This is a genomic window from Halorhodospira sp. 9621, from assembly GCF_022228055.1.
In the GTDB taxonomy this organism is placed as follows: Bacteria; Pseudomonadota; Gammaproteobacteria; order Nitrococcales; family Halorhodospiraceae; genus Halorhodospira; species Halorhodospira halophila_A.
In genome coordinates this window covers 79012-103231 of record NZ_JAJNRD010000007.1, presented here as the reverse complement: position 1 = coordinate 103231, position 24220 = coordinate 79012, and the positions used below count along the sequence as shown (strand labels likewise).

The following is a 24220-nucleotide window of genomic DNA, read 5'->3' as shown; positions in this document are numbered from 1 at the left end:
CGCGGCCATGCGCGCGCTTGGCAGCGAGGCGTGGTCGGCGTGGCTCGATTCGGGCCACGGTGGCTGCGCCGGAGCGCGCTACGACATCCTCGTCGCCCGGCCGACGGTTACCCTGGTCGCCGCCGGCGGGCAGACCACCATCCGCCGCGGCGGGCGAGTGGAGCGCCGCGGCGGCGATCCGCTGGCGCACCTGGCCGCCGAGCTCGATGCCCTCGGGCCGCTGCCGGTCGATGGCCGCTGGCCGTTCACTGGCGGTGCAGTGGGGTATTTCGGCTACGATCTGGGGCGGCGGCTGATGGGGGTGGGGGGACCGGATCCCGGCATGCCCGAGATGGCGGTGGGCATCTACGAGCAGGCGGTGATCACCGACCATCATCACGGCTGCAGCATGGCGGTGGGGCGGCGCCTCGATGAGGACTGGTTGGCCGATATGGCGCGGCGCCGGGAGGCGGGTGGCAGCGTGCAGCCGTGGTCCACGGCCGGAGCGCTCCGGCGCGAACCGGAGGCCGACGGGTACGCCGCCGCCTTCCGGCGGGTGCAGGCGTATTTGCACGCCGGCGACTGTTATCAGGTGAATCTGGCCCGCCGCTTCTCGGTGCCCTACCGGGGCGATCCGCGGGCCGCCTACCTCGCCCTGCGCGCCGCTTCGTCGGCACCGTTCGCGGCGTGGCTGCGCTTCCCCGGGGGCGATGTGCTCAGCCTGTCGCCGGAGCGTTTCCTGCATCTCGATGGCGATGGGGGAGTGACTACGGAGCCGATCAAGGGCACCCGGCCGCGGGCGGCCGATCCGGCTGAGGATGCGGCGGCCCGGCGTGATCTGTTGGGCAGTGCCAAGGACCGGGCCGAGAACGTGATGATCGTGGATCTGCTGCGCAACGACCTGGGCAAGGGGTGCGCGGTGGGCAGCGTGCGGGTGCCCTCGCTGTGCCGGGCGGAACGCTTTGCCAGCGTGCACCATCTGGTCAGCACCGTGACCGGGCGCCTGGCGCCGGGGCGGTGTGCCACCGATCTACTGCGTGACTGCCTGCCCGGCGGTTCCATCACCGGTGCGCCGAAGCGCCGGGCCATGGAGATCATCGCCGAGCTCGAGCCGGGGCCGCGCGGTGTTTACTGTGGGGCCATCGGCTATCTGGGGCTGGACGGGCGCATGGACACCAGCATCGCCATTCGGACCGCCACCTGTCGCGGCGGGACCATGACCTACTGGGCCGGCGGGGGCGTGGTAGCGGACTCCACCGCCGAGGCCGAGCTGCAGGAGACGGAGGACAAGGCCGCCGGCTTCCTGTCACTGGCCGAAGGCGGAGGGCCCGCGGCGGCGGTCAGTCGTCGCCGCTGAGCAGCTGCGCGAAGGCTGCCAGGGCCTCGTACTCCTCGCGGCAGGCGGTGCTCACGCGTTCGAGTTTGCGCTGCGGGATGGGCGGGGCGTCGGCGCACTGCTCCGGATCGAAGCCCCGTTGCAGCCACTCGTTGGCGAACCGGATGGTGGCCACCAGGTCCGCGTGGGGGCCCTCGTAGCGGTCGCGGTGGGCGTTCTCGGTGGCGACGGCGATCGGCTCGGGGATCGACCACTCGCGCAACAGCAGTGCGCCGGCCTCGCCGCAGTCGCAGCCGAGCGCCTGGTAGGTCAGTCCGGCCAGCGAGCGCTCCGGGTCCGCCTCATGTTCGGCGAGGATCTCATCCATGGTCTGCGGGAAGATGTGGACCAGCAGGAGCAGGCCGATGCTGTGCAGGACGCCGCCCAGATAGGCGGCGTCGCGGCTCTCGCGCGGCGCGGCATCGGGGGCGAGGCGGGCGGCACAGAAGGCGGTGCCCAGGGCCTCGTGCCAATAGCGCTGCAGCTGGAAGTGTGGGCACTGGGCGGTCCGGAAGAGTTCGTTGAGCAGCAGCGAGGTGGCGAGCACGCGTACCCGGTTGAGCCCGATGCGCATGATCGCCTGCTCGAGCGAGTAGACGGTCTCGCGCCGGGAGAAGAAGGCGTAATTGGCGATGGCCACGATGCGCGCCGCCAGGCCCGGCTCGCGGGCCAGGGTTTCGGCGACATCACTGATGTTGACCTCGTTGTGGCTGGTGGCCACAAGGATGTCGTGAGCGACGTAGGGCAGGGCGGGCAGGGTCTCGGAATCACCCAGCCGCTCCAGTGTGGCCACCCGGTCGGCGTTGCCCATGAGAAACCTCGGTTGCGGTTCGGTGGGGCCAGCCTGGGGGGTCGGGCCAGCGCCGCGTGAAAGTTCTCCCCCATGTTAGCAACTCGCTTGACACTCTACGCACCGCAGCATAGGGTTCGGTTGCCCGCGCCGGAGGCCCTGAATGTCAGATACCCGGATCATCAAGAAGTACCCCAACCGCCGCCTCTACGATACGGCGATCTCGAGCTATATCACCCTGGCCGACGTCAAGCGCCTGGTGCTCGAGAGTGTCGACTTCCAGGTCGTCGACGCCAAGACGCGTGAGGACATTACCCGCAGCATCCTGCTCCAGATCATCAGCGAGGAGGAGGAGGAGGGCGAGCCGATCTTCTCCAGCCAGCTGCTGGCCCAGTTGATCCGGGCCTACGGCGGCAACATGCAGAACATGCTCACCAGCTATCTGGAGAAGAGCCTGGAGCTCTGGGCGGATCAGCAGCGCGTCTTCCAGCAGCGTACCCGCGAGTTCATGGACCATAACCCCATGAACATCATGACCCAGTTCGCCGAGCGTAACCTGGCCCTGTGGCGCCAGATGAGCGGGATGGACAGCAGCCGCGACGAGGAAGGCAGCCGTGACGAGGAAGGCAGCGGCGGGTTCGAGGATCCGCCCGCCTCCAACCGGGGCCCCGGTCGCCACCGCCAGGATCAGTAAAGCTGAATAACTGACCCCGCCAAGGCTTTCCGGCTTTCCAGGGTGCGCTGTGCCGGGTGATTTCGCAGGTCTCCCGTAACCCCTCCAGATTCCGCCCTGCGCCGTCGTTGGCCGGGCTTGCCGGCCCGCGTTGACACTCGCTGCGGCGCAGCATAAGCTTCTTAGGCGCAGCATATGCTGCGATGCACAAAAGTGGTGCAGCGCGGCATCCGGCCGTGCGCCCGCTGCGTGCAAGTCCATTGCAGAAAAGCGAGGAATACCGATATGGCAGGTCGTTTGGCCCTGGTAACCGGAGGCAACGGTGGCATCGGCACCGCTGTCTGTCGCGAACTCGCCGCGCAGGGATATCGCGTGGTCACCACCTGCGTGGACGCCAAGGCGGAGCGCGTTGAGGATTGGCAGGCGCAGCTGCGCGAGGAGGGCTACGAGGTCGGCTACGTTGAGTGCAACGTGGCGGATTACGAGTCCTGCCAGCGCATGGCCGAACAGATGAAGCAGGCCTACGGCGAGGTGGAGGTGCTGGTCAATCTCGCCGGCATCACCCGTGACGCCTTTTGCCACAAGATGGAGCACCAGGACTGGCAGGATGTCATCGACATCAACCTGGACAGCGTGTTCAACGTCACGCGCCAGCTCCTCAACGGCATGCGGGATCGCGGCTTCGGGCGCATCGTCAATGTCGCCTCGGTGAACGGTCAGACCGGGCAGTTCGGTCAGGCGAACTACTCCGCGGCCAAGGCCGGCATGCACGGCTTCACCATGGCGCTGGCCAAGGAGAACGCACGTAAGGGTGTCTCGGTGAACACCGTCTCACCCGGGTACGTGGCGACGAGCATGACGGCGGCGATCCCGGATAACGTGCGCGAGCAGATCGTTTCGCAGATCCCGGCGGGCCGCATGGCCGAGCCCGGTGAGATCGCGCGGGTGATCGGCTTCCTGGTAGCGGACGAGTCGGGCTACATCACCGGCGCCAATGTGCCGGTCAACGGTGGTCAGTTCTGCAGCTTCTGAGCCGGTTTGGCCCGCCCCGGTGATCAGCGATTGCTCAGGGGCGGGCAGTATTTGACAGCCCAATGTGACGGGGCTATCATGTTGCGTAGCAACAATGCCGCGGCCCACCCGGCGCGCCGGACTCCGGCGGCCAGGCGCCAAGCGGGCCTGCGGTGAGGCTCCTGAAGGAGCCAAAGTTTTGTTAGCCGGTCTCCTCCTGGCGGCGTCTCCTCCCCGGAGACAATTGTCGCCAACTCCTTGCCCCCTCTCTGAGGGGGTTTTTTTTGGGCGCAGCCCCGGCTCAACCGCACCCGGTATGGGCTGGAGATTGTGGTGACGCCGGGCGTCGGCTGCAAGCATTCTCGATGCGGCGCTGCATCATCGGCGTCTACTCCGCCAGCCAGGCCACGATCCGTGGCAGGAGTTCGGCGTGGGCTCGGCGGCTGATGAACACGCCCAGGTGCCCTCCGGGAAAGGCCAGTTCGCCGTAGTCCGTTGAGCCGATGTGGTCCCGCAAGGCGCGCGCGGCATCGGCCGGGACCAGGTGGTCCTGTTCGGCGTAGACATTGAGGGTCGGGTGCTCGATGTTGCCCAGGTGCACCGGCCGGCCGTTAAGGGTCAGCGTGCCACGCAGCAGCCCGTTGCGCTGGTAGCACTCGCGGCCGAATTCGGCGAAGGCGGTGGCCGCCTGGTCGGGGCTGTCGTACATCCAGCGCTCCAGGCGCAGGAAGTCGTGGAGGGCCTCCGGGTGGCCGGCCAGCTCGGGCAGGTCCATGTAGCGCTGGGCGAGCAGGCGGTAGGGCTTGAGGGCGACAAACACGCCGTTGAGCCACTCCGCCGAGATGTTGCCGAGGGTCTGTGTCGCCTGGTCGAAGTCGACCTCCTGAGCCATGCGGCTGAGGTTGTCCCCGGGGGTGTGGAAGTCCACCGGGGTCACCAGGTTCACCAGCCGGTGGACGCGGTGCGGCTGCAGCGCGGCCAGACACAGCGCGAAGACGCCGCCCTGGCAGACGCCGAGCAGGTCGGGGGAGGCGCCCTCGCTGGTGGCCACCTCTGCGGCCGCCGCGGCAAGGAACTCGTCGATGTAGTCCGCCAGGCCCAGGAAGCGGTCGGCGCCCTTCGGGTAGCCCCAGTCGAGGAGGTAGACCGGGTGGCCGGCCCGGGTCAGGGCGGCGATGAGCGAGCGGCGCTCGGTGAGGTCGAGGATGAAGGGGCGGTTGACCAGCGAGTAGACGATGAGCACCGGCCGCTGGCCGGTGCTGCGCGCCGGGGCGTAGCGGCGCAGGTGCATGCCCGGCCCCGGTTCGGCGTGGAGGGTGAAGGGGGTTGCGCCCCGGGTGTCCACGGGTAGCTCGGCCCCCTGCTCGAGGGTCTCGATCAGGCGGCGCTGCCAGTCGGTCAGGCCGCTGTCGGGTGGGTTCTCGGCCATCACTGCTCCCGTCGCCCTGCTGTGCGTTCGGCCCGCAGGGCCTTCACCTCTTCGCGCAGGCGTGCCACCTCTTCGCGCAGGGCGGCCAGCTCGTCGCCCTGCGCCGTGCGGCGCTGGCCGCGCTCGAGCTCGACCAGGCGGCGCTGGGTATCGAGGAAGTCATCCCGGTTGGGCAGGTCCAGGGTGCGCAGCCCGGTGTCGAGCTGCTCTTGGTAGCGGCCGACGAGCTCGGTGGTGGCGTTGGTCAGCCGGCCGAAGGCCGAGGCCCACTGCTGTGAGGCCAGGGTCTGCTCGTAGCAGGCCTCGCTGTCGGTCAGCCACCACTCGTAAAGCGCCCGGTAGCTCTCCGGTAGCGACTGCTGTGGGTCCTGTGCGGCTGTCTGCAGGTGCTGCTCCAGGGTGTCGAGCCCAGTGCGGGCCGATTCGAGCAGGATCCGGGCGCACTGGGCGTGGGCGTGCAGGTAGCGGTCCAGGGCGATCTGCAGTCCCTGGGTGCGCTCGAGGCCGTGCTGCCAGGGGCCGAGCCGGGCGAGGGTCTGCAGCCACGGCGCCAGCCAATTGGGGTGTTCGTCTTCGGGGGGGTCGCCTGTTCTGGCCGCGCCGGGCACGGTGTTCAGGCCGGCCAGGGTGGTGTCGAGCTGGGCGCGCAGGCTGCCGAAGGCGGCCGCGCAGGCCGGCCCCGGCGTGCCACCGTCGGCCTCCAGCGCGCGCCAAAGCACGCCGACGGGCGTGGCATCGTTCATGCGTAGGATCCAGTCGCTGTCGAAGGCTTCGCCGGACGCCATTAGCGCGCTCCCAGGGTGCCGCGGCAGTCTACTAAGTCCGCGGAACCACTGGCTAGTCCGCGCTGCGCTGCGTCCAGCGTTCCTTGAGCGCCTCGGCGCGGGCGCGCTGGTAGCGATCCTCGCCGGCGTGGCGAATGGCGTTGTTCAGTTGAGCCACGGCCAGGTTCTGCTCGCCGCGGGCGCGATAGTGCTCGGCCAGGGCGATGTAGCCCTCGGCCTCGCGCCCGGAGGCGTGGGCGGCGTCGGCGAGCAGGCGGAGCAGCTGCGGCGATCCGCCGGACCCGCGGGCGGCGCGGGCCAGCACCCGGCGGGCCTGTTCGGCGTCGTCGGTCGCCAGCAGGGTCTCGGCCAGGCGGTAGGTGGTGGCCCAGCTGCCCGGGTAGAGGGAGCGGGCCTCACGGTAGGTGGCCAGCGCCTGCTCGGTGTCGCCGGCGGCGCGCAGGATCTCGGCGCGGCCGAGGAGCACGTAGAGCCGCTCGCCCTCAATGGCGCTGAGGCTGTCGAGCAGTGCCAGGGCCTGGGCGTGCTGGCCCGACTCGCGGGAGAGTGCCAGGGCCAGGCCGTAGAGGGCGGCGGCCCGCGCGGTCGGGTTGTCGGCACTGCGCCGCAGCTGGTCCTGCATGAACGCCACCGCGCTGGTGCTGCGGTCCTCGTGGGTGAAGACCTGCTGCCGGGCGCGGATGAAGGCGTGGTGGCCGCTCTCATAGATGGCGCCACCCTCGAGGCGTTCGGCCAGGCGCTGCGCCTCGTTGAGGCGCCGCTCGGTCAGCGGGTGAGTGCTGAGATACTCCGGCGGATCCTCGGCGAAGCGGGAGGCCTCGGCCAGACGCTCGAAGAATCCGGGCATGCCGTGCGGGTCGAGACCCGCCGCGACCAGATTGTGCAGGCCGACCCGGTCGGCCTCCTGCTCGTGGGCGCGGGAGTGGCTCAGCTGCTGCTGGATGGGGGCGGCGATGCCGGCCATGGCTGCGGCGCTGCCTGCCTGAGGGTTCTGCGAGCCGACCAGAATGGCGGCCAGGACCGCGGCGGCGGTCTGCAGATTGAGCTGCTGCGACTGGGCGTACTGCCGGGCGATGTGGCGCTGTGTGACGTGGGCGATCTCGTGGGCGAGCACGCCGGCGAGTTCGCTCTCGGTGCGGGTTTCGCGGATCAGCCCGGTATGCAGCCCGATGAACCCACCGGGCAGGGCGAAGGCGTTGATCTGGTCGTCCTCGACCAGGAAGAAGCTGTAGCCGAACCCCGGCTCGTTGCTGTGCGCCGCCAGGCGCTGCCCGAGGTTCTGCAGGTACTCGTTGGTCTCCGGGTCCTCGTGCAGCGGCAGGTGCTGCCGGACCTGGCGCATGATTTCGGTGCCGAGTTCGCGTTCCTTGTGCACGGGCAGGGCTTCGGCGCCGGGTACGCCGAGCTGCGGCAGCTGGACGCCGTCCGCCTGGGCCGGCTGCAGAGCCGGGGCGGTGAGCAGTAGCGCAGCCAGCAGCAGGGCCGAGGCCGTTCGGAGGAGGCGATCGAGCATGGTCATATGATGAGACCGGGCGCCGCGGATGCGAGTTCCCGCGGGCGCAAGGATGATCCGGCTACGTTATCATCAATGCGCGATCCGCGAAGGAGATGCGCCCTTGGAGCTGATACGTAGCTGGCTGCGCCGCACATTCAACGATCCTCAGATCGCTGCCTTCATCATCCTCATGGTGGTCGGCCTAGGGGCGCTGCTGATGCTTGGCAGCATCCTTGCGCCGGTGATCGCCGCCGTGGTCATCGCCTATCTGCTCGAGGGCGTGGTGCGGGCGTTCGAGCGCTTTGGGGTGCCCCGGATGCTGGCGGTGGTGATCGTGATCCTCTTCCTCACCACCTTCCTGATCCTGGTGCTATTCGCGCTGATCCCGCTGCTCTACCGCCAGGTGGGGCAGCTGGTCGATCAGTTGCCGGCGATCCTCGCCCAGGGGCAGATGCTGCTCCTGCAGCTGCCCGAACACTACCCGCAGCTCTTTTCCGAGGCTCAGATCCGCGAGATGCTGGATACCGCCCGGCGCGAGATCACCGATCTGGGGCAGCGGGTGGTGGCCTCGGTGACCGTGCAGTCGCTGATGATCCTCGGCACCCTGGTCATCTATGCCGTGCTGGTCCCCTTCCTGGTTTTCTTCCTGCTCAAGGACAAGCGGCTATTGCTGCAGTGGGTCAGCAACCATATGCCGCGCCACCGCGCCTTCGCCTCGGAGGTCTGGCTCGACGTCGATCAGCAGATCGGCAACTACGTCCGCGGCAAGTTCATCGAGATCGTGATCGTTTGGGCGGTGACCTACATCACGTTCTCGGTCCTCGGTCTGCCGTTCGCCATGCTGTTGGCGGTGGCCACCGGGTTGTCGGTGATCATCCCTTATATCGGCGCCTTCGTGATGACCGTGCCGGTGGCGCTGATCGCCTACTTCCACTTCGGGGTCAGTCAGGAGTTGGTCTACGTCCTGGTGGCCTACACGATCATTCAGGTCCTCGACGGCAATGTGCTGGTGCCGCTGCTCTTCTCTGAGGTGGTCAACCTCCACCCGGTGGCGATCATCGTCTCCATCCTGGTCTTTGGCGGGATCTGGGGGTTCTGGGGGATCTTCTTCGCCATCCCGCTGGCCACCTTCATCCAGGCGATCATCAAGGCCTGGGTGCGACGGCGCAAACCGCCGGATGAAGAGTCCGCGGGGGTTGAGGAGGAGTTGGTGCCCTGAGCCGGGCGGGTTCCCCGTGGCCGCGGCGGGTCAGAGGACGTCCGAGGCGTAATCGGCCAGCCGCGAGCGCTCGCCCCGACGCAGGGTCACGTGGCCGCTGTGGGGCCAGTCCTTGAGGCGGTCGACCACGTAGGTCAGCCCCGAGGTGCTCTCGGTCAGGTAGGGGGTGTCGATCTGGCCGATGTTGCCGAGGCAGATCACCTTGGTGCCCGGGCCGGCCCGGGTGATCAGGGTTTTCATCTGTTTGGCGGTGAGGTTCTGCGCCTCGTCGAGGATGACGAACTTCTCCAGGAAGGTCCGCCCGCGCATGAAGCTCATCGAGCGGATGCGCACCCGGGAGTGGAGCAGGTCGGCGGTGGCCGCCCGCGCCCAGTCGCCGCCAAGCCCGCTGTCCGGCGCGCTGAGCACCTCCAGGTTGTCCATCAGCGCCCCCATCCAGGGGGTCATCTTCTCCTCTTCGGTGCCCGGGAGGTAGCCGATCTCCTCGCCGATGGCCACGGTGGCCCGGGTGGCGATCACCTCGCGGTAGCGGCCCTGGTCCATGGTCTGCGCCAGTCCGGCGGCCAGGGTGAGCAGGGTTTTGCCGGTGCCGGCGGCGCCTAGCAGCGAGACCAGGTCGATCTCCGGGTCCATGAGCAGGTGCAGGGCAAAGTTCTGCTCGCGGTTGCGGGCCCGGACACCCCAGACCGCGTTGCGTTCGCGGAAATCGGCCACCGGCGCGAGCACGGCGTGCCGGTCCTCGAAGCCGCGCACCACACCCTCGAAGCCGTCCTCGGCGTAGAGGCACTGGTTGACCCGCCACACGGTGTCCTCGGGCACCGGTACCCGGTAGCCGCGCTCGTGGGCGCGGGCCCGTTGCCACACGTCCGCCGGGATGGCCTCGACGCCCGTCGGCAGCAGATCGACGTCGTCGATGACCCGGTCGCTCTCGTAGTCCTCGGCGGCGATGCCGGCCACCTGGGCGCGGATGCGCAGGTTGATGTCCTTGGAGACTAGGACCGGGGTCTGCGCCCGGCCCTCGCGCAAACGTCCGGCGGCGGCGAGGATGGCCGAGTCGCCGCGGCCGTGGCCCTCGGTCTCGAAGAACAGCCGCCCGGACGGCTCGCCCGGGGCGCCGCTGCCCAGGGCGACGCCGTCGTGCAGAGAGCCGGGGGTGTGGCCGGCGAGCAGGTCGTCGAGGAAGCGGCTGACCTGGCGGGCGTTGCGCGCCACCTCGGAGAGCCCCTCTTTGGCGGCGTCGAGTTCCTCGAGCACCGCCGAGGGCAGGCAGACGTCGTGCTCCTCGAAGTGGAACAGTGCGGTCGGGTCGTGCACCAGGACCGACGTGTCGAGCACGTAGATGCGTTCGGCGAGCGGCTGGTTCATGGCGGTTTCATCCCCGTGCCGGGGTTGCTTGTTCCGGGGCGACGGCTACTTGGCCGGCTCCATGATGGCGTCCAGATTGAACTGGTCGCAGAAGTCCATGAACTCGTCGCGCAGGCTGGCGATGTGTACGCCGGCCGGGACGTCCACGGTCAGGTAGACCGAGAACATCGGAGTGCCCGTGTGCGCCGCCGCGTAGCTGGCGGTGTTCATGTCGCGGATGTTGATCTCGCGCGTGGCGAAGAAGTTGGCGAGCTCGGCGACGATCCCCGGGTGATCGAGGGCGACGACCTCCACCGAGTAAGGCAGCAGCTGCTCACCGGTGCTAGCCGGCTCAGTGCGCTGGATATGGATCTCCAGGCCCATACGCCGCGCCGAGTGGGGCAGGCTGGTCTCGAGCTTGGCCAACTCGTTCCAGCGCCCGGAAACCATGAGGATCATGGCGAACTCGCCGCCGAGCACGCTCATGCGGCTGTCGGCGATGTTGCAGCCGGTTTCGGTAACCGCGCCGGCCAACTCGCGCACGATGCCCGGGCGGTCGTGCCCGAGGGCGGTGATGACCATCAGGTTGTGCATCGCACTGCTCGCCCTGCTTGGGTGTGCGGCGGCAGTCTAGCACGGAACTTGGCCTGGATGGGGCGCGCCGCCCGGCGTCATCCTTGCTTGGCGCCGCGCACCCCGCTTAGTACCATGAGTCCCTTGCCGATCTGACTCGAGACCGATGACGGAGGTGGTGATGTTCCGCGGCAGCATGGTGGCGATGGTCACCCCGATGAAGGCGCAGGATGGAATTCGGGACGCCGTGGACGAGAAGGCGCTCAAGCAGCTCGTCGAATTCCACGTCGAGCAGGGCAGCGACGCCATCGTGGCCGTCGGCACCACCGGCGAGTCGGCCACCCTCGATTACGAAGAGCACCGGGACGTCATCCGCGCCACGGTGGAGGCCGCTGCGGGCCGGATCCCGGTCATCGGTGGCACCGGCGCCAACTCGACCTGGGAGGCCATCGAGCTGACCCGCAGCGCGATGGAAGCCGGCTGTGACGCGGCGCTGCTGGTGGTGCCCTACTACAACAAGCCCACCCAGGAGGGGCTGGTCCAGCACTTCACGGCCATCGCCGAGGCGGTGCCGATCCCGCAGATCCTCTACAACGTGCCCGGGCGCACCGGCTGCGACATGCTCCCCGAGACCGTCGCCCGCCTGGCCGATCTGCCCAACGTGTTCGGCCTCAAGGAGGCGCAGGGTACGGTCGAGCGCGCCGAGGAGGTGATCCGGCTCTGCGGCGATCGGCTGGATATCTTCGCCGGTGACGACTTCAACGCGCTGGGCATGATGCGCGTCGGCGGCAAGGGGGTCATCTCGGTGAGCGCCAACGTGGCGCCGCGGCAGATGCGCGAGCTCTGCGCCGCCGCGCTGAGTGGCGACATGGAGAGCGCCGAGGCCATCAACGAGCGGTTGACGCCGCTGCACCAGGCGATGTTCTGCGAGCCGAACCCGGTGCCGGTCAAGTGGGCGGTGGAGCGGCTCGGCATGGCCGACTCGGGTATGCGGCTGCCCATGACCCGCTTGACCGACGCCGGTCAGGCGCGGGTCCGGCAGGCGATGATCGACGCCGGTCTGCTGTGAGGGGAGCGACCGCCAGGGGCGTGCGCTGGCTCCCGGTGGCGCTGCTCGCCGCCGGGCTGCTTGGCGCCTGTGCCACCGACCCGCTGACCCGCGACGAGGCCGAGTACCCCGACCACCTGGTCATCCCGCCGGATCTGGTCGGTGAGCCGGACCCCGCCGCAGCGGAGCCGCCGGCCGCGGAGCCGGACGCCGACGAGGAGCTGCCGGTGGACGTCGAGCGCACCATCCCCTCGCGGCTCACCGAGGTCGACGGCGATCCGCGGCTCGCCTTGGGGATGGGGATCAATCAGGCCTGGACCGGTACCGGCGCCGCGCTCAATCGTCTGGATTTCACCGTGCTCGAGCGCCAGCGCGACGAGCTCTACTACCTGATCCGCTACGAGCCGCGGGCGGACGAGGAGATCGAGCAGCCCGGCCTGTTCGCGCGCTGGTTCGGCGGGGCCGAGCGCATCGACACCGCGCCGCAGCGCTTCCGTATCCAGATCGCCCGTGAGGACGGGCAGGTGGTGGCCAGGGTCCTCGACGAGGACGGCGAGCCGGCCGCACAAGCGGTCGCCGAACGGCTGCTGACCCTGCTCGATCGCCAGCTCTACTGACCATGTTGCAGATTCCCGGAAAACGCGCCCTCTCCCCCTTCCGCCTCGACAAGCTGCGTGACGAGCTGCGCACCGCCTGTGCGGCGGTGCACGCCGTCGACGCCATGCACTGCCACTTCGTGGCCACTGAACGGCCCCTTTCCGAAGCGCAGCACGAGGTTCTGCTGCAGCTGCTCGACTACGGGGCCGACTACCCGGCGCCGGCCGGTGCCGACGGCGAGGTGACCACGCTTCTGGTGGTGCCGCGCCCCGGCACCGTTTCGCCGTGGTCGAGCAAGGCTACGGACATCGCCCGCAACTGTGGGCTCAGCGATGTCGAGCGTATCGAGCGTGGCACACTGTTTCGCATCATCAGCGACGGCCCCCTGACCGGAGCTGGGCGTCAGGCCGTTGTTGCGGCGATCCACGACCCGCTGACCGATGCCGTGCTCGACGGCCCGGAGGAGGCCGAGGCGCTGTTCCGGGACAGCCAGCCGCGCCCGGTGGCCGAGATCGACGTCCTTGGCGGCGGGCGCGAGGCGCTGACCCGGGCGGATGCCGAGCTGGGTCTGGCGCTGGCCGAGGACGAGATCGACTACTTGCTCGAGAGCTACGACGGCCTGGGGCGCAACCCCACCGACGTCGAGTTGATGATGTTCGCCCAGGCGAACTCGGAGCACTGCCGGCACAAGATCTTCAACGCCGACTGGGTCATCGACGGTGAGGCGCAGCCGCAGTCGCTGTTCGCCATGATCCGCCGCAGCCACGAGGCCAGCCCCGGTGGCGTGCTCTCGGCGTACAGCGACAATGCCGCCGTGGCCGCCGGTTTCGAGGCCCGGCGCCTGCACGCCGGGGCCGACGGATGCTACCGCGAACACCCTGAGCCGGCTCACCTGGTGATGAAGGTCGAGACCCACAACCACCCGACCGCGATCGAGCCGTTCGCCGGTGCCGCCACCGGTGCCGGCGGCGAGATTCGTGACGAGGCGGCCACCGGCGTCGGTGGTCGCACCAAGGCGGGGCTGACCGGCTTTTCGGTGTCCAATCTGCGCATCCCCGGCTTTCAGCAGCCGTGGGAAGGCCCGGAAGCCCGGCCGCGGCGGATCGCCTCGCCGCTGGCGATCATGCTCGATGGCCCCCTGGGGGCAGCCGGCTACAACAACGAGTTCGGGCGGCCGGCGCTGAGCGGCTACTTCCGCACGCTGGAGCTCGCCGCGCCGGCGGTCGGCGGCGGCGAGCAGGTGCGTGGCTACCACAAACCGATCATGATCGCCGGCGGCATGGGCAACATCCGCGACGATCACGTCCATAAGCGCCATCTGCCTGCGGGGACGCCGGTGGTGGTGCTGGGCGGACCGGCCCTGCTCATTGGGCTGGGCGGCGGGGCGGCCTCGTCGGTGGCCAGCGGCAGCGGCGACGAGGCGTTGGATCTCGCCTCGGTGCAGCGCGACAACCCCGAGATGCAGCGGCGCGCGCAAGGGGTGCTGGACGCCTGCACGGCCCGCGGCGACGGCAATCCGATCCATTCCATCCACGACGTGGGCGCCGGCGGCCTGTCCAACGCCATCCCCGAGATCCTCGACGATGCCGACCGCGGCGGGCGCGTCGAGCTGCGTACGATCCCCATCGACGACCCGGGCATGTCGCCGCTGGAGATCTGGTGCAACGAGTCCCAGGAGCGCTACGTCCTGGCTGTGGACCCCGAGCGGCTGGCCGAGTTCGAGGCGCTGTGCGCCCGCGAGCGCTGCCCCTACGCCGTGGTGGGTGAGACCACCGATGCCCGCGAGCTGGTCGTCGGCGACGGCTACTTCGACAACACGCCGGTGGACCTGCCCATGGAGCTGCTCCTGGGCAAACCACCCAAGATGTTGCGCGATGTCCGCCGCCGGGCTGTGGCCGGAGCGCCGCTGGATCTGGGCGGGGTGACCGTGGTCGAGGCGCTGGAGCGGGTGCTGCAGCTGCCCGCCGTCGCGTCCAAGGAGTTCCTGATTACCATCGGCGATCGGACCGTCACTGGGCAGGTGGTGCGGGATCAGATGGTCGGCCCTTGGCAGGTGCCGGTGGCCGATTGCGCGATCACCGTCTCGGACTATCGCGGCTATGCCGGCGAGGCCATGGCGGTGGGCGAGCGGCCCACGGTGGCCATCCTCGACGCCCCGGCCTCCGGTCGGCTGGCCGTGGCCGAGGCCCTGACCAACCTGGCCACTGCCGGGGTGGGGCGGCTTGCTGCGGTGAACCTCTCCGCCAACTGGATGGCTGCCTGCGGCCACGACGGCGAGGACGCCGCGCTGTATGACACGGTGGCCGCCGTGGGTCGGGATCTCTGCCCGGAGTTGGGGGTGGCCATCCCGGTGGGGAAGGATTCGCTGTCCATGCGCACGGTCTGGGAGGAAGCCGGCGGGCAGCGCTCGGTAACGGCGCCGGTCTCGTTGGTGGTCTCTGCCTTCGCCCCGGTTGCCGACGTGCGCCGGGCGGTCACGCCGCAGCTGCAGCCGCAGCCGGACACCGTTCTGGTGGCGCTGGAACTCAGCGGCGAGCGGCATCGTCTCGGCGGCTCCGCCCTGGCGCAGGTCTACCGTCGCATCGGCGAACGCCCGGCGGATCTGGACAGCCCGGCGGCGCTGCGCTGGGCCTTCGACCACGTACAGGACCTACTCGCCGAGGGGCGCATCCTGGCCTGTCACGATCGCTCCGACGGCGGCCTGCTGGTCACCCTCTGCGAGATGGCCTTCGCCGGGCGGTGCGGTTTCGAGGTGGATCTGGACGCCGTTTCCGGCGAGGGCCCGGACGGGCTCCTGTCTGCCGCCTTCAGCGAGGAGCCCGGCCTGGTCCTGCAGCTGACCGCTGCCGAGGCCAATGCCCTGGAATCCGCCGCCGCCGATGCTCCGGAGGGCGTCCGGGTGCGCCGGCTGGGGCAGCCGCGTGCGGACGATCGAGTGGTGGTCCACGGCGCGGGGGGCGCGCTGCTGGATCGGCCCCGGCGGGAGCTGCAGCGGATCTGGGCCGAGACCAGCTACCGCATGCAGGCCCTGCGCGACGACCCCGAGTGCGCCGCCGAGGCCTTCGACGCCATCCCGGACAGCGACGATCCCGGCCTGACCGCTACGCAGGCGGTTTTCGATCCGGCCGAGGATGTGGCGGCCCCGTACATCGCCACCGGAGCGCGGCCTCGCGTGGCGGTGCTCCGCGAGCAGGGCGTCAATGGCCACGTGGAGATGGCTGCGGCCTTCCATGCCGCCGGGTTCGAGGCCGTAGACGTCCACATGAGCGATATCCTCGGCGGCAGCGACGACCTGACCGGCTACCACGGGTTGGCCGCCTGCGGCGGCTTCTCCTTCGGCGACGTCCTCGGTGCAGGGGGCGGCTGGGCCAAGAGCATCCGCTTCCACGACGGCGCCCGGGAGGCCTTCCAGGCCTTCTTCCACCGTCCGGATACCTTCACCCTGGGCGTGTGCAACGGCTGCCAGATGCTCGCCCATCTGCGCGATCTCATCCCCGGCGCCGGGGCCTGGCCGCGTTTCGTGCGCAACCGCTCGGAGCAGTTCGAGGCGCGTCTGGCCCTGGTCGAGGTGGTGGACTCGCCCTCGGTGCTGCTGCGCGGCATGGCCGGCTCGCGCCTCCCGCTGGCGGTGGCCCACGGCGAGGGTCGGGTGGACTTCAGCGCCGGCGACGCGGCGGCGGCCCGGCCGGTGCTGCGCTACATCGACGGCGACGGCCGGCCGGCGAATGCCTATCCGGCCAATCCCAACGGCTCGGCCGGGGGGATGACCGGTTTCACCAGCGACGACGGCCGCGCGACGATCCTGATGCCGCACCCCGAGCGGGTGTTCCGGAGCGTGCAGTACTCCTGGCATCCGCCCGAGTGGGGCGAGGACGGCCCCTGGCTGCGCATGTTCCGCAACGCGCGGGCTTGGGTTGGCTGAGATCGGCCCGTACCTTATCCGGTAGCGCCGCCGGCCGGAGCGCAGGGGCCGGCCGGCCGCCGGACAGGGAAAGACCGAACAACGTCAGGAGGTCGAATCTTGAGCGCCAACTACCCGATCCGAACTGTTGTCTTCCCGGTTGCCGGGCTCGGCACCCGCTTCCTGCCGGCCACCAAGGCCAGTCCCAAGGAGATGCTGCCGGTGGTCGACAAGCCGCTGATCCAGTACGCGGTGGAGGAGGCGGTGGCCGCCGGGGCCGAGTACCTCGTCTTTGTGACCGGCCGCACCAAGCGCGCCATCGAGGATCACTTTGACACCGCCACCGAGCTTGAGCGGGAGCTCGAGGCCAAGGGCAAGGAGAAGCTCCTCCAGCTGGTCAAGGATACTGTGCCTAAGGGGGTGAGCTGCATCTACATCCGCCAGGGCGAAGCCCTGGGGCTCGGTCACGCCGTGGCCTGTGCCCGGCCGGCGGTCGGTCGTCGCGAGCCGTTCGGCGTCATCCTCGCCGACGATCTGATCAATGCCGGCGACGACGCCCCGGCCCTGGCCCAAATGGCCGGAGTGGCGGCCTGGCGAGGCGGCTCGGTGCTCGGCGTCGAGCGCGTCCCGCAGGCCGAGACGGACAAGTACGGCGTCGTCGAGGGCGAGACCGTCGGCGACGGTGTCACCGCCGTCAGCGCCATGGTCGAGAAGCCCAGCCCCGCCGAGGCGCCGTCCAACCTGGCGGTGGTCGGGCGCTATATCCTCTCGCGCAACATCTTCCACCACCTGGATCGGACCCGCCCCGATCACCGCGGCGAGATCCAGCTGACCGACGCCATCGTCTCGCTGATGGCCGAGGAGCCGGTGTACGCTTACGAGTACGCCGGCGAGCGCTACGACTGCGGCAGCAAGTTCGGCTACCTGCAGGCTACCGTGGCCTACGGGCTCGAGCACCCGGAGCTCGGCCCGGATTTCCGGGACTATGTCAGAGGGTTGGGGGACGACGCCTGAGCGGCTCCCGCCCCGGCCAACAGGAGGACGCCATGGCCCGCGCCGTCCGCATCCAGCAAACGGGTGGCCCCGAGCAGTTGCAGGTCGAAGAGGTTGAGGTGCCCGCCCCGGGCGCCGGCGAGGTGCTGCTCCGCCAGACTGCCTGCGGGGTCAACTTCATCGACTGCTACCACCGCAGCGGGCTGTATCCGCTGCCGCGACTGCCGCACGGCATCGGCGTGGAGGCCAGCGGCGTGGTCGAGGCGGTTGGCGAGGGGGTCCGCGAGGTGCAGGTGGGCGAGCGCGTGGCCTACGCCACGCCGCCGCCGGGGGCCTACGCCGAGGCCCGCATCCTGCCGGCGGAACGGCTGATTCCGGTCCCCGACGAGATCGACGATGCGGTGGCCGGCGGCACCACCCTGCGCGGCCTGACCGCCTGGCTGCTGCTGCACCGCACGTTCACGGTCCGCCGTGGGCACACGTTGCTGGTCCATGCCGCCGCCGGCGGCGTGGGGCAGATCCTCTGCCAGTGGGCCGACGCCCTCGGGGCCACCGTGATCGGCACCGTGGGCGATGAGGAGAAGGCGCAGGTGGCTGCGGAGCACGGCTGCCACCATCCGATTGTCTACACCCGGGACGACTTCCGCGAGAAGGTCGAGGCGATCACCGGTGGCCGGGGTGTGGACGTGGTCTACGACTCCGTGGGGGCGGCCACCTTTGAGGGGTCGCTGGACTGCCTGCGCCCGCTGGGTCTGATGGTCAGCTACGGGAATGCCTCTGGGGCGCCGCCGGCGATTGAGCCGGGGTTGCTGGCGCAGAAGGGGTCGCTGTTCCTGACCCGTCCGGTGCTGTTCCACTACATCGCCGATCGCCACGAGTTGCTGGCCGGCGCCTCGGCGTATTTCGATGCGCTCACCCAGGGCGTGATCGAGCCCCGGGTGGGGCGGCGCTACCCGCTGGAGAAGGCGGCGCAGGCCCACACGGATCTGGAGGCCCGGGCGACCAGCGGGGCCACGGTGCTCGATCTCGGCGCAGCGGGTTGACCCCGGCGCGGGGGATGCCCCGGGTCCGCCGGCGTCGAACGAGCGCGCCCCTGCGGGGTTCCCTGCGCTGCTCACCGGCGCGGGGCCGCTCGCTTAACTCGCGGCGCTGCCGCGCCGCTCGGACAAAACCTCGCTGACCAGCGCGAACCCGCAAAGGTTCGCGCTGGCCCCCGCGCCGGCTGCGCTGCTCGGCGCGCTCAATGACGCCGGCGGACCAGGGGGCCTCCCCCGCGCCGGGGTCAGTCCCGCAGATGCCCGGCAACGGCACGGAGGTCGTCCAGGTCGCGCACGTCGGCGGCGCGAAGCGGCACGTAGTAGCGCCGCCGATCGGCAAAGTGCTGCTCGATCGCCGCCAGGTGCTCCGCCTCGGCCTCGCGGCGGCGGGCGACGAAGGTGCCGTCCGCCTCCTCCGGCAGCACCTTGTTGATCACCAGCGCCCCCACCCGCAAGCGGTGGCTGTCGAGTTCCGCCAGCGCGCGCCGCGTCTCCTCCACCGGCAGGTGTTCCGGGGTGAGGACGAAGACGAAGGCCGTCATGGCCGGATCCAGCATCAGATCGCGGACCGCCGCGATCCGCCGGCGCCGCTCGCTGAGTAGATCGTAGAGCGGATCCTCGGGCACCTCGCCATCGCCGAGCCACTGCGAGCGCTCGCGGTTGTGCTCCGTGCGCCGGCGCAGCAGGCCGTCTACCCAGGCGCCCATGAGCTCCGGCAGGGTCAGTAGCCGGATGGTGTGCCCCGTGGGTGCGGTGTCGAAGACCACCTGATCGTAGCCCTGCGCCTCGCCCGGGTGCGCCTCGTCCAGCAGGATCCCCACCATGCGGTCGAACAGGGCCGCCTCGTACGCCCCGGGGGCGCGGCCGGCCATGTCGATCTGCCGTTCCGCCTCCTCGATCATGGTCGAGCGGACCGTGGCCCGGATGTTCTGCTTGACCTGCTCGATGTAGCGGGCGCACTCGGCATCCGGGTCGATCTCGATGGCATCGAGGTTCCCGGCCACGCGGGTGGGCTCCCCGCCGAGGGGGCGGCCGAAGGCGTCGCCCAGGTTGTGGGCCGGGTCGGTGGAGACCAGCAGGACCCGTTGCCCGCTGTCCGCCGCGGCCAGTGCATGGGCGGCCGCCGTGGTGGTCTTGCCCACGCCGCCCTTGCCGGAGAAGAACAGGATCGGTTCGCTGATCACCGCTTGGCCTCCCGCGGTTCGTCGTTCAGCAGCACCGGATGTGGTCCAGCGGCGAGTGATCCATCCCCATGCGCTGGTGCCACTCATGGTAAGACTCGATCAGTGCCGGGTAGAGCTCCAGGGTGTAGTAGGAGGCCGGGTTGGGGAGGCCCATGGCCTCCCCGAAGAGCATCAGCAGGATCAGGTCCTCCTGGTCCTGCAGCTCCCGCTTGACCTCGGCGTCGTGGCCGAGGCGCAGCGACTGATCGTAGCCGCGCAGCAGCTGCTGAAGCCGTTCCCACCAGGAGCCGTCCGTGGCGCTCATGACCGCCCCTCGCGCTCCGGCTCTTCGTCGGCCGGGTCCCGCAGCGCCTCGAGTTCGTCACGGCTGCGGAACAGCCGCACCGCCTCGAGCAGGATCCAGATGGCGAAGCCGAGGATCACCGCGCCCAGGCCGAAGAGCAGCCACTCGGCGTCGGCTTCGCGCAGGCCGGACCACTCGAGGACCACCTGCTCGGTCATCGCCCAGATGGTCATCGCCAGCAGGAAGACCATCGGGATCAGCGTCGGGATGGGGCTGCGGCCCTTCCGGTAAAGCCACAGCGAGATCAGCATCAGGGTGATCCCGGCCAGCAGCTGGTTGGAGGTGCCGAACAGCGGCCAGAGCAGATAGCCGCCGGAGCCGAGCCCCTCGCCGCCGTCGGGGACCAGCACCAGGAAAGCGGTCAGGCCCACGGCCAGCGAGGTGGCCACGTGGCGGCGGGTGAGGTTGGGGATGCGGTACTCGGTGCCCAGCTCGCCGATGATATAGCGCAGCAGGCGCACCGCCGAGTCCAGCGTGGTGGCGGCGAAGCAGACGATGATCAGGGCGACGATGGTGGCGGCCACGTCGGAGGGGATGCCGATGCCGCCGGCCAGTTGCGAAGCCCCCTCGACGAAGTTGCCGACACCGGCCTGGCCGGCGGCGGCGAAGCTCGAGTAGCTGTCGGTGAACTCGGCGGTGCTGGCGAACAGCGTGGCTACGGCGATGATGGTGATCAGCGCCAGGGTGCCTTCGCCGAGCGCCCCCAGGTAGCCCACCGTGCGGGCGTCGGTCTCCTTGTCCAGCTGCTTCGAGGACGTCCCCGAGGCCACCAGGCCGTGGAAGCCGGAGATGGCGCCGCAGGCGATGGTGATGAACAGCAGCGGGAACCAGGAGGTGGTCGCCTCGGTGTTGTAGGCCGGGGCCGTGACCTCGGGCTGCATCACGAACAGGCCGAGGTAGAGGATGCCCAGGCCGACGACCAGCTGCTGAGCGTTGATGTAGTCCCGCGGCTGCAGGAGCTTCCACACCGGCAGGGTGCTGGCGAAGTAGACGTAGGCCAGCAGGACCAGGATCCACACCAGGAAGCTCGCCGGCGTGGCCTCCAGCCCGAACAGGGCTGTAATCTCGCCCTCGCCGCCGAACCAGCGCACCAGGTCGATCTGCAGGAACTCGTAGTGCGTGGTGAGGATCGCCGTTCCGTACATGATCACCAGTGCGATCAGCGACGGCACCAGCAGGCTGCCGCCGCGGCGCAGGACCATGTAGCCGATCCAGATCGCCACCGGCACCTGCAGGACCACGGGCAGGACGGCCGCCGGGTTGCTGATGAACAGGTTGGCGATCACCCAGGCGAAGACCGCGTTCACCATCAGGATGAGGATCAGGATGATGAACAGGAACAGGAGCTTGGCGCGGCGGCCGATAAGGCGGTTGGCCATGGTGCCCACCGACTGACCGCGGTGGCGGTTGGAGAGCACCAGGGCGCCGAAGTCGTGCACGCCGGCGGCGAAGACGGTCCCCAGGGCCACCCAGGCCAGCGCTGGTCCCCAGCCCCAGTACATGGCGATGGCCGGCCCGACGATGGGCGCGGCGCCAGCGACCGAGGTGAAGTGGTGCCCCCAGAGCACCCACTTGTTGGTGGGGACGAAGTCGACGCCGTCCCGGTAGCGGTGGGCGGGGGTGGTGAAACGCGGATCCAGGCGGTAAATCCGCTCCGCCAGGAATCGCGAGTACCAGAGCCAACCGAAGATGTAGAGGGCGACAACGGCAACCGCAAGCCAGATGGCATTCATTTCGCCTTCCTTTCCCCGTAGTCTGTGCCGGTGGTTAACGGACTATAATTCACACGGTACGCCGAAAAACAGCCTGCACGACCCAAGGGGGACTTATGAGTTCGATAGTGGTTGGCATGGACGGCTCCACAGGCGCGCAGCGTGCCCTGAACTGGGCCGTCAATGAGGCGGCGCTGCGCCGGTGCCCGGTACGCGCGGTCTACGTCATCGACCGGCGCTACCTGGATTCCGATCTCGGCGTTCTGGTTGCCCCCGCCGCCTCGGAGTTGGAGGCGGAAGCGCAGGCGATCCTCGATCGGGCGGTCAACGGGGTCGGCGAGGTCCCCGTGGGCGTCGAGATCCGTAAGGAGGTGGTGCACGCCGAGCGCCATGGGATCGTCGGCACGCTGCTCGACCAGGCGGGGCAGGATGCCGAGCTGTTCGTGGTGGGCAGTCGGGGCCACGGCGGCTTTGCCGGGCTGCTGCTCGGCTCGGTGAGCCACCAGGTGCTTCAGCACGCGACCTGCCCGGTGGTGGTGGTCCCCCACGGGCGTGACGCCTAGAAGGTTCGCAGCGCCCCGGGCCTAGCGCTGCGGGAAGCGCCGCCAGGCGTCGCGGCCGTAGATCTCCGGGAAGGTGCCGAGGATCTCCGACTGCTCTTGGCGGATGCCCTGCTGGAGTTCGCGGAAGCCGGCCTCGAGTTCGCCGTCGCGGCCCAGGTTGCGCATCTCGGTGCCCGTCGCACGCATCTCCTCCCGGGCCTGGCGGTCGCCGGCGTCCGGGTCCATCTGATATCCGCCGGGCCACTGGCGGGGATCGCTGTAATCCGGCCGCGGCTCGGCCTGCTCCGCGGCGGGTGGTTGCCCGTAGCCGGTGCAGCCGCCCGCCATCAGGGCGGCGAGCAGCAGCGATCCGAGGCCGATCGCCGTTGTCGAGCTTCGATCCTTCATCCTTGGCAGTATGCGATGCGCCACGCCGTCGGGGAACCCCCGCCCGACGTCGTCGATGGGCGCGGTCCGGCACGAAAAAAGCCGCGGCGGGGCCGCGGCCGGTGGAGTGGTCGGCGCGCCGGAGGTTACCCGTCGTCGGCTTGGACCTGGATGCGCTTGGCGGGCTCTTCCTGGCGCTTGGGGACCGTCACCTCCAGGACGCCGTTGCGGGCGCGGGCCTGAATCCCTTCCGCGTCCACGTTGTCGGGCAGCGTGAAGCGGCGGAAGAAGGTGCCGCGGACCCGCTCCATGCGCTTCCAGTTGGCGCCGCTCTCCCTCTCCTCGGACTCGCGCTGGCCCTTGATGGTCAGCATGCCGTTGTCCATGGCTACCTCGATCTCCTCGGGGGAGACGCCGGGCAGGTCCACGTGGACCACGTAGTTCTGCTCATCCTCGTGGATATCCACGGCCGGCAGCCAGTTGCTGGCGGTCTCGCCGTTGTCGTCGCCGGCTTGCGCCATGGCGCCTGGGCGAGCCGAGCCCGGTGCAAAGATCCGGTCCAGGTCGCTCTGCAGGTCGCGCAGCGTGCTCCAGGGGTCGTAACGCATGATGGCCATACGCATCACCTCCTGTCTGGTTATACTGGGGGGTTCTTCGGAGCGGGGCCCGGTGGGCGGCGTCCCCGTCCGTAACAGTAAGGATGGAGGCGGGTTTGGCTTTTTCAAGTGGCCGCGAGCCGGGGGCGCGCTCCCCGCTCCGGAAATGGCACGCGCGCCTGCAGGCGCTGGTCGAGGCGCCGCTTTTCCAGAACACGGTCATTGCCGTGATCTGCATCAACGGTGTCACTCTGGGGCTGGAGACCTCCGACGACCTGGTGGCCTGGAGCCGCGGCGCCATCCCGCTGATCAACGAGATCATCCTCGCCTTCTTCGTCGTGGAGATCACGCTGCGGGTCGTCGCGTGGGGGCCGCGCTTCTTCCGCGGGCCCTGGAACCTGTTCGATTTCGGTATCGTGGCCATCTCTCTGGTGCCCGACGCCGGCGCCTACACGGTGCTCCGCGCGCTGCGCATCCTGCGCCTGCTGCGCCTGCTCTCTCAGGTATCGCGGCTGCGGGTGATCGTCGAGTCGCTGCTGCGCGCGCTGCCGGGCATCGGCTGGATCGGTGCGCTGCTCGGGCTGGTTTACTACGTCTTCGCCGTGATGGGTACCGAACTCTACGGCGACACCTTCCCGGACTGGTTCGGCAGCATCGGCGCGAGCATGTACACGCTGTTCCAGGTGATGACGCTGGAAAGCTGGTCGGAGGCCATCGCGCGGCCCGTCATGGAGGAGCACACCGGGGCCTGGTTCTACTTCGTGACCTTCATCTTGGTTTCAGCGTTTACCGTTCTGAACCTTTTCATCGGTATCATCGTCAATAGCATGCAGTCCCTGCACTGGGAAGAAGAGGAAGAGAAACGGGTGGCCACGGAGCAGAAAGCGCACGACGAGCGCGAGGAGATGCTCCGCCACCTGCGCGAGTTGCACGCGAAAGTCGATAGGCTGGAGCAACGGGTCCAAGCAGACGGAGCGAGTCATGGAAACGGTCAGAATCCGGATTGAGGGCATGAGTTGTGCCCATTGCGAGGCCTCGGTGCGCGAGGCTCTGGAGAGCCTGCCCGGGGTCGAGCGGGTGGTCAGCGTCAGCGCTGAGGACGACGAGGCCGCCGTGGAAGGGCGTCCCGATCCGGCGATGGTCGCCCAGCGCCTGGAAGAGCTGGGCTTTACCGGTATGGTGACCGACGATTAGCGTCCCGATATTC

Annotated in this window: 23 protein-coding genes; 12 read left to right on the top strand and 11 right to left on the bottom strand. The window is 69.5% G+C overall.

Annotation, left to right across the window (positions count from 1 at the left end; translation table 11 throughout):
- The first annotated feature begins 7 nt into the window (after positions 1-7).
- Positions 8-1336 (top strand): aminodeoxychorismate synthase component I, encoded by a 1329-nt coding sequence (pabB, locus tag LRF89_RS05620; protein ID WP_238636709.1) that lies wholly within the window; start codon positions 8-10, stop codon positions 1334-1336.
- Here the strand turns inward: pabB and LRF89_RS05615 are convergent.
- The gene (locus tag LRF89_RS05615; RefSeq protein WP_238636708.1) at positions 1320-2165 is read right to left on the bottom strand and encodes an HDOD domain-containing protein; all 846 of its coding nucleotides are present in this window, start codon (positions 2163-2165) and stop codon (positions 1320-1322) included. The two genes, pabB and LRF89_RS05615, sit on opposite strands and share 17 nt — an antisense overlap.
- 142 nt (positions 2166-2307) lie before the next feature.
- On the opposite strand from LRF89_RS05615, the gene phaR reads away from it, so the two are divergent.
- Both phaR and phbB read left to right on the top strand, forming a co-directional pair.
- Entirely contained in the window at positions 2308-2838 is a 531-nt protein-coding gene (phaR, locus tag LRF89_RS05610; protein WP_201172965.1) for a polyhydroxyalkanoate synthesis repressor PhaR, read from the top strand.
- Positions 2839-3102: 264 nt separating this feature from the next.
- Positions 3103-3849: an acetoacetyl-CoA reductase gene (phbB, locus tag LRF89_RS05605; protein WP_238636707.1), complete on the top strand. Its 747-nt coding sequence runs from the start codon at positions 3103-3105 to the stop codon at positions 3847-3849.
- Between the two features lie 367 nt (positions 3850-4216).
- On the opposite strand, the gene LRF89_RS05600 is transcribed toward phbB, so the two are convergent.
- The 3 genes from LRF89_RS05600 to LRF89_RS05590 are packed head-to-tail and all read right to left on the bottom strand — an operon-like array spanning position 4217 to position 7561.
- On the bottom strand, positions 4217-5257 hold the full coding sequence (locus tag LRF89_RS05600; RefSeq protein ID WP_201172949.1) for an alpha/beta fold hydrolase: 1041 nt from the start codon (positions 5255-5257) through the stop codon (positions 4217-4219).
- Entirely contained in the window at positions 5257-6042 is a 786-nt protein-coding gene (locus LRF89_RS05595) for a poly(R)-hydroxyalkanoic acid synthase subunit PhaE (RefSeq protein ID WP_201172939.1), read from the bottom strand. The genes LRF89_RS05600 and LRF89_RS05595 overlap by 1 nt, the downstream gene beginning before the upstream one ends.
- A 52-nt stretch (positions 6043-6094) precedes the next feature.
- A complete protein-coding gene (locus tag LRF89_RS05590; RefSeq protein ID WP_238636706.1) occupies positions 6095-7561 on the bottom strand; it encodes a M48 family metalloprotease in 1467 nt (488 codons plus the stop codon).
- Between the two features lie 97 nt (positions 7562-7658).
- On the opposite strand from LRF89_RS05590, the gene LRF89_RS05585 reads away from it, so the two are divergent.
- Positions 7659-8756, top strand: a complete 1098-nt coding sequence (locus LRF89_RS05585) for an AI-2E family transporter (RefSeq protein WP_201172930.1) — start codon at positions 7659-7661, stop codon at positions 8754-8756.
- A 30-nt stretch (positions 8757-8786) separates the two neighbouring features.
- Here the strand turns inward: LRF89_RS05585 and LRF89_RS05580 are convergent, their stop codons facing one another.
- Both LRF89_RS05580 and LRF89_RS05575 read right to left on the bottom strand, forming a co-directional pair.
- Positions 8787-10121: a PhoH family protein gene (locus LRF89_RS05580; RefSeq protein WP_201172927.1), complete on the bottom strand. Its 1335-nt coding sequence runs from the start codon at positions 10119-10121 to the stop codon at positions 8787-8789.
- Between the two features lie 45 nt (positions 10122-10166).
- Positions 10167-10694 (bottom strand): glycine cleavage system protein R, encoded by a 528-nt coding sequence (locus LRF89_RS05575; protein WP_201172925.1) that lies wholly within the window; start codon positions 10692-10694, stop codon positions 10167-10169.
- A gap of 160 nt (positions 10695-10854) precedes the next feature.
- On the opposite strand from LRF89_RS05575, the gene dapA reads away from it, so the two are divergent.
- From dapA to LRF89_RS05550, 5 genes are all read left to right on the top strand, one after another.
- A complete protein-coding gene (gene dapA / locus LRF89_RS05570; RefSeq protein ID WP_238636705.1) occupies positions 10855-11742 on the top strand; it encodes a 4-hydroxy-tetrahydrodipicolinate synthase in 888 nt (295 codons plus the stop codon).
- A gap of 20 nt (positions 11743-11762) precedes the next feature.
- On the top strand, positions 11763-12338 hold the full coding sequence (bamC, locus tag LRF89_RS05565) for an outer membrane protein assembly factor BamC (protein WP_201172920.1): 576 nt from the start codon (positions 11763-11765) through the stop codon (positions 12336-12338).
- Positions 12339-12340: 2 nt separating this feature from the next.
- Complete coding sequence (gene purL / locus LRF89_RS05560; RefSeq protein WP_238636704.1) at positions 12341-16240, top strand: phosphoribosylformylglycinamidine synthase; 3900 nt, start codon at positions 12341-12343, stop codon at positions 16238-16240.
- Between the two features lie 99 nt (positions 16241-16339).
- The gene (gene galU / locus LRF89_RS05555; protein ID WP_201172918.1) at positions 16340-17233 is read left to right on the top strand and encodes a UTP--glucose-1-phosphate uridylyltransferase GalU; all 894 of its coding nucleotides are present in this window, start codon (positions 16340-16342) and stop codon (positions 17231-17233) included.
- 32 nt (positions 17234-17265) lie between these two features.
- Positions 17266-18255, top strand: a complete 990-nt coding sequence (locus tag LRF89_RS05550) for a quinone oxidoreductase family protein (RefSeq protein WP_201172917.1) — start codon at positions 17266-17268, stop codon at positions 18253-18255.
- 239 nt (positions 18256-18494) lie between these two features.
- On the opposite strand, the gene LRF89_RS05545 is transcribed toward LRF89_RS05550, so the two are convergent.
- Genes LRF89_RS05545 through LRF89_RS05535 form a run of 3 tightly spaced genes read right to left on the bottom strand, consistent with a single transcriptional unit; the run spans position 18495 to position 21509 of the window.
- Positions 18495-19433 (bottom strand): ArsA family ATPase, encoded by a 939-nt coding sequence (locus LRF89_RS05545; RefSeq protein WP_238633491.1) that lies wholly within the window; start codon positions 19431-19433, stop codon positions 18495-18497.
- A gap of 25 nt (positions 19434-19458) precedes the next feature.
- Positions 19459-19737 (bottom strand): cory-CC-star protein, encoded by a 279-nt coding sequence (locus LRF89_RS05540; RefSeq protein ID WP_201172916.1) that lies wholly within the window; start codon positions 19735-19737, stop codon positions 19459-19461.
- The gene (locus LRF89_RS05535; protein ID WP_238636703.1) at positions 19734-21509 is read right to left on the bottom strand and encodes a carbon starvation CstA family protein; all 1776 of its coding nucleotides are present in this window, start codon (positions 21507-21509) and stop codon (positions 19734-19736) included. The genes LRF89_RS05540 and LRF89_RS05535 overlap by 4 nt, the downstream gene beginning before the upstream one ends.
- Before the next feature lie 95 nt (positions 21510-21604).
- Between LRF89_RS05535 and LRF89_RS05530 the strand changes: the two genes are divergently transcribed.
- Positions 21605-22051 carry a universal stress protein gene (locus tag LRF89_RS05530; protein ID WP_238636702.1) on the top strand — a complete coding sequence of 149 codons (447 nt, stop codon included), beginning with the start codon at positions 21605-21607 and terminating at the stop codon, positions 22049-22051.
- Between the two features lie 21 nt (positions 22052-22072).
- Here LRF89_RS05530 and LRF89_RS05525 read toward each other — a convergent pair whose 3' ends face one another.
- Both LRF89_RS05525 and LRF89_RS05520 read right to left on the bottom strand, forming a co-directional pair.
- Positions 22073-22438, bottom strand: a complete 366-nt coding sequence (locus LRF89_RS05525; RefSeq protein WP_238636701.1) for a hypothetical protein — start codon at positions 22436-22438, stop codon at positions 22073-22075.
- 125 nt (positions 22439-22563) lie between these two features.
- On the bottom strand, positions 22564-23034 hold the full coding sequence (locus LRF89_RS05520) for an Hsp20/alpha crystallin family protein (RefSeq protein WP_201172908.1): 471 nt from the start codon (positions 23032-23034) through the stop codon (positions 22564-22566).
- Between the two features lie 95 nt (positions 23035-23129).
- Here LRF89_RS05520 and LRF89_RS05515 point away from each other — a divergent pair, with 95 nt between their 5' ends.
- Positions 23130-24020, top strand: a complete 891-nt coding sequence (locus tag LRF89_RS05515) for an ion transporter (RefSeq protein ID WP_238633495.1) — start codon at positions 23130-23132, stop codon at positions 24018-24020.
- Positions 23995-24207, top strand: coding sequence for a heavy-metal-associated domain-containing protein (locus LRF89_RS05510; RefSeq protein ID WP_011814972.1), 213 nt, complete (start codon positions 23995-23997; stop codon positions 24205-24207). Before LRF89_RS05515 ends, LRF89_RS05510 begins: the two co-directional genes overlap by 26 nt.
- Positions 24208-24220 lie beyond the last annotated feature (13 nt).

Bases quoted from the DNA above. Each gene is read 5' to 3' on its own strand.
- pabB (WP_238636709.1), top strand. From the start codon at position 8: ATGCGCGCGCTTGGCAGCGAGGCGTGGTCGGCGTGGCTCGATTCGGGC.
- LRF89_RS05615 (WP_238636708.1), bottom strand. From the start codon at position 2,165: ATGGGCAACGCCGACCGGGTGGCCACACTGGAGCGGCTGGGTGATTCC.
- phaR (WP_201172965.1), top strand. From the start codon at position 2,308: ATGTCAGATACCCGGATCATCAAGAAGTACCCCAACCGCCGCCTCTAC.
- phbB (WP_238636707.1), top strand. From the start codon at position 3,103: ATGGCAGGTCGTTTGGCCCTGGTAACCGGAGGCAACGGTGGCATCGGC.
- LRF89_RS05600 (WP_201172949.1), bottom strand. From the start codon at position 5,257: ATGGCCGAGAACCCACCCGACAGCGGCCTGACCGACTGGCAGCGCCGC.
- LRF89_RS05595 (WP_201172939.1), bottom strand. From the start codon at position 6,042: ATGGCGTCCGGCGAAGCCTTCGACAGCGACTGGATCCTACGCATGAAC.
- LRF89_RS05590 (WP_238636706.1), bottom strand. From the start codon at position 7,561: ATGACCATGCTCGATCGCCTCCTCCGAACGGCCTCGGCCCTGCTGCTG.
- LRF89_RS05580 (WP_201172927.1), bottom strand. From the start codon at position 10,121: ATGAACCAGCCGCTCGCCGAACGCATCTACGTGCTCGACACGTCGGTC.
- LRF89_RS05575 (WP_201172925.1), bottom strand. From the start codon at position 10,694: ATGCACAACCTGATGGTCATCACCGCCCTCGGGCACGACCGCCCGGGC.
- dapA (WP_238636705.1), top strand. From the start codon at position 10,855: ATGTTCCGCGGCAGCATGGTGGCGATGGTCACCCCGATGAAGGCGCAG.
- purL (WP_238636704.1), top strand. From the start codon at position 12,341: ATGTTGCAGATTCCCGGAAAACGCGCCCTCTCCCCCTTCCGCCTCGAC.
- LRF89_RS05550 (WP_201172917.1), top strand. From the start codon at position 17,266: ATGGCCCGCGCCGTCCGCATCCAGCAAACGGGTGGCCCCGAGCAGTTG.
- LRF89_RS05540 (WP_201172916.1), bottom strand. From the start codon at position 19,737: ATGAGCGCCACGGACGGCTCCTGGTGGGAACGGCTTCAGCAGCTGCTG.
- LRF89_RS05535 (WP_238636703.1), bottom strand. From the start codon at position 21,509: ATGAATGCCATCTGGCTTGCGGTTGCCGTTGTCGCCCTCTACATCTTC.
- LRF89_RS05530 (WP_238636702.1), top strand. From the start codon at position 21,605: ATGAGTTCGATAGTGGTTGGCATGGACGGCTCCACAGGCGCGCAGCGT.
- LRF89_RS05525 (WP_238636701.1), bottom strand. From the start codon at position 22,438: ATGAAGGATCGAAGCTCGACAACGGCGATCGGCCTCGGATCGCTGCTG.
- LRF89_RS05520 (WP_201172908.1), bottom strand. From the start codon at position 23,034: ATGGCCATCATGCGTTACGACCCCTGGAGCACGCTGCGCGACCTGCAG.
- LRF89_RS05510 (WP_011814972.1), top strand. From the start codon at position 23,995: ATGGAAACGGTCAGAATCCGGATTGAGGGCATGAGTTGTGCCCATTGC.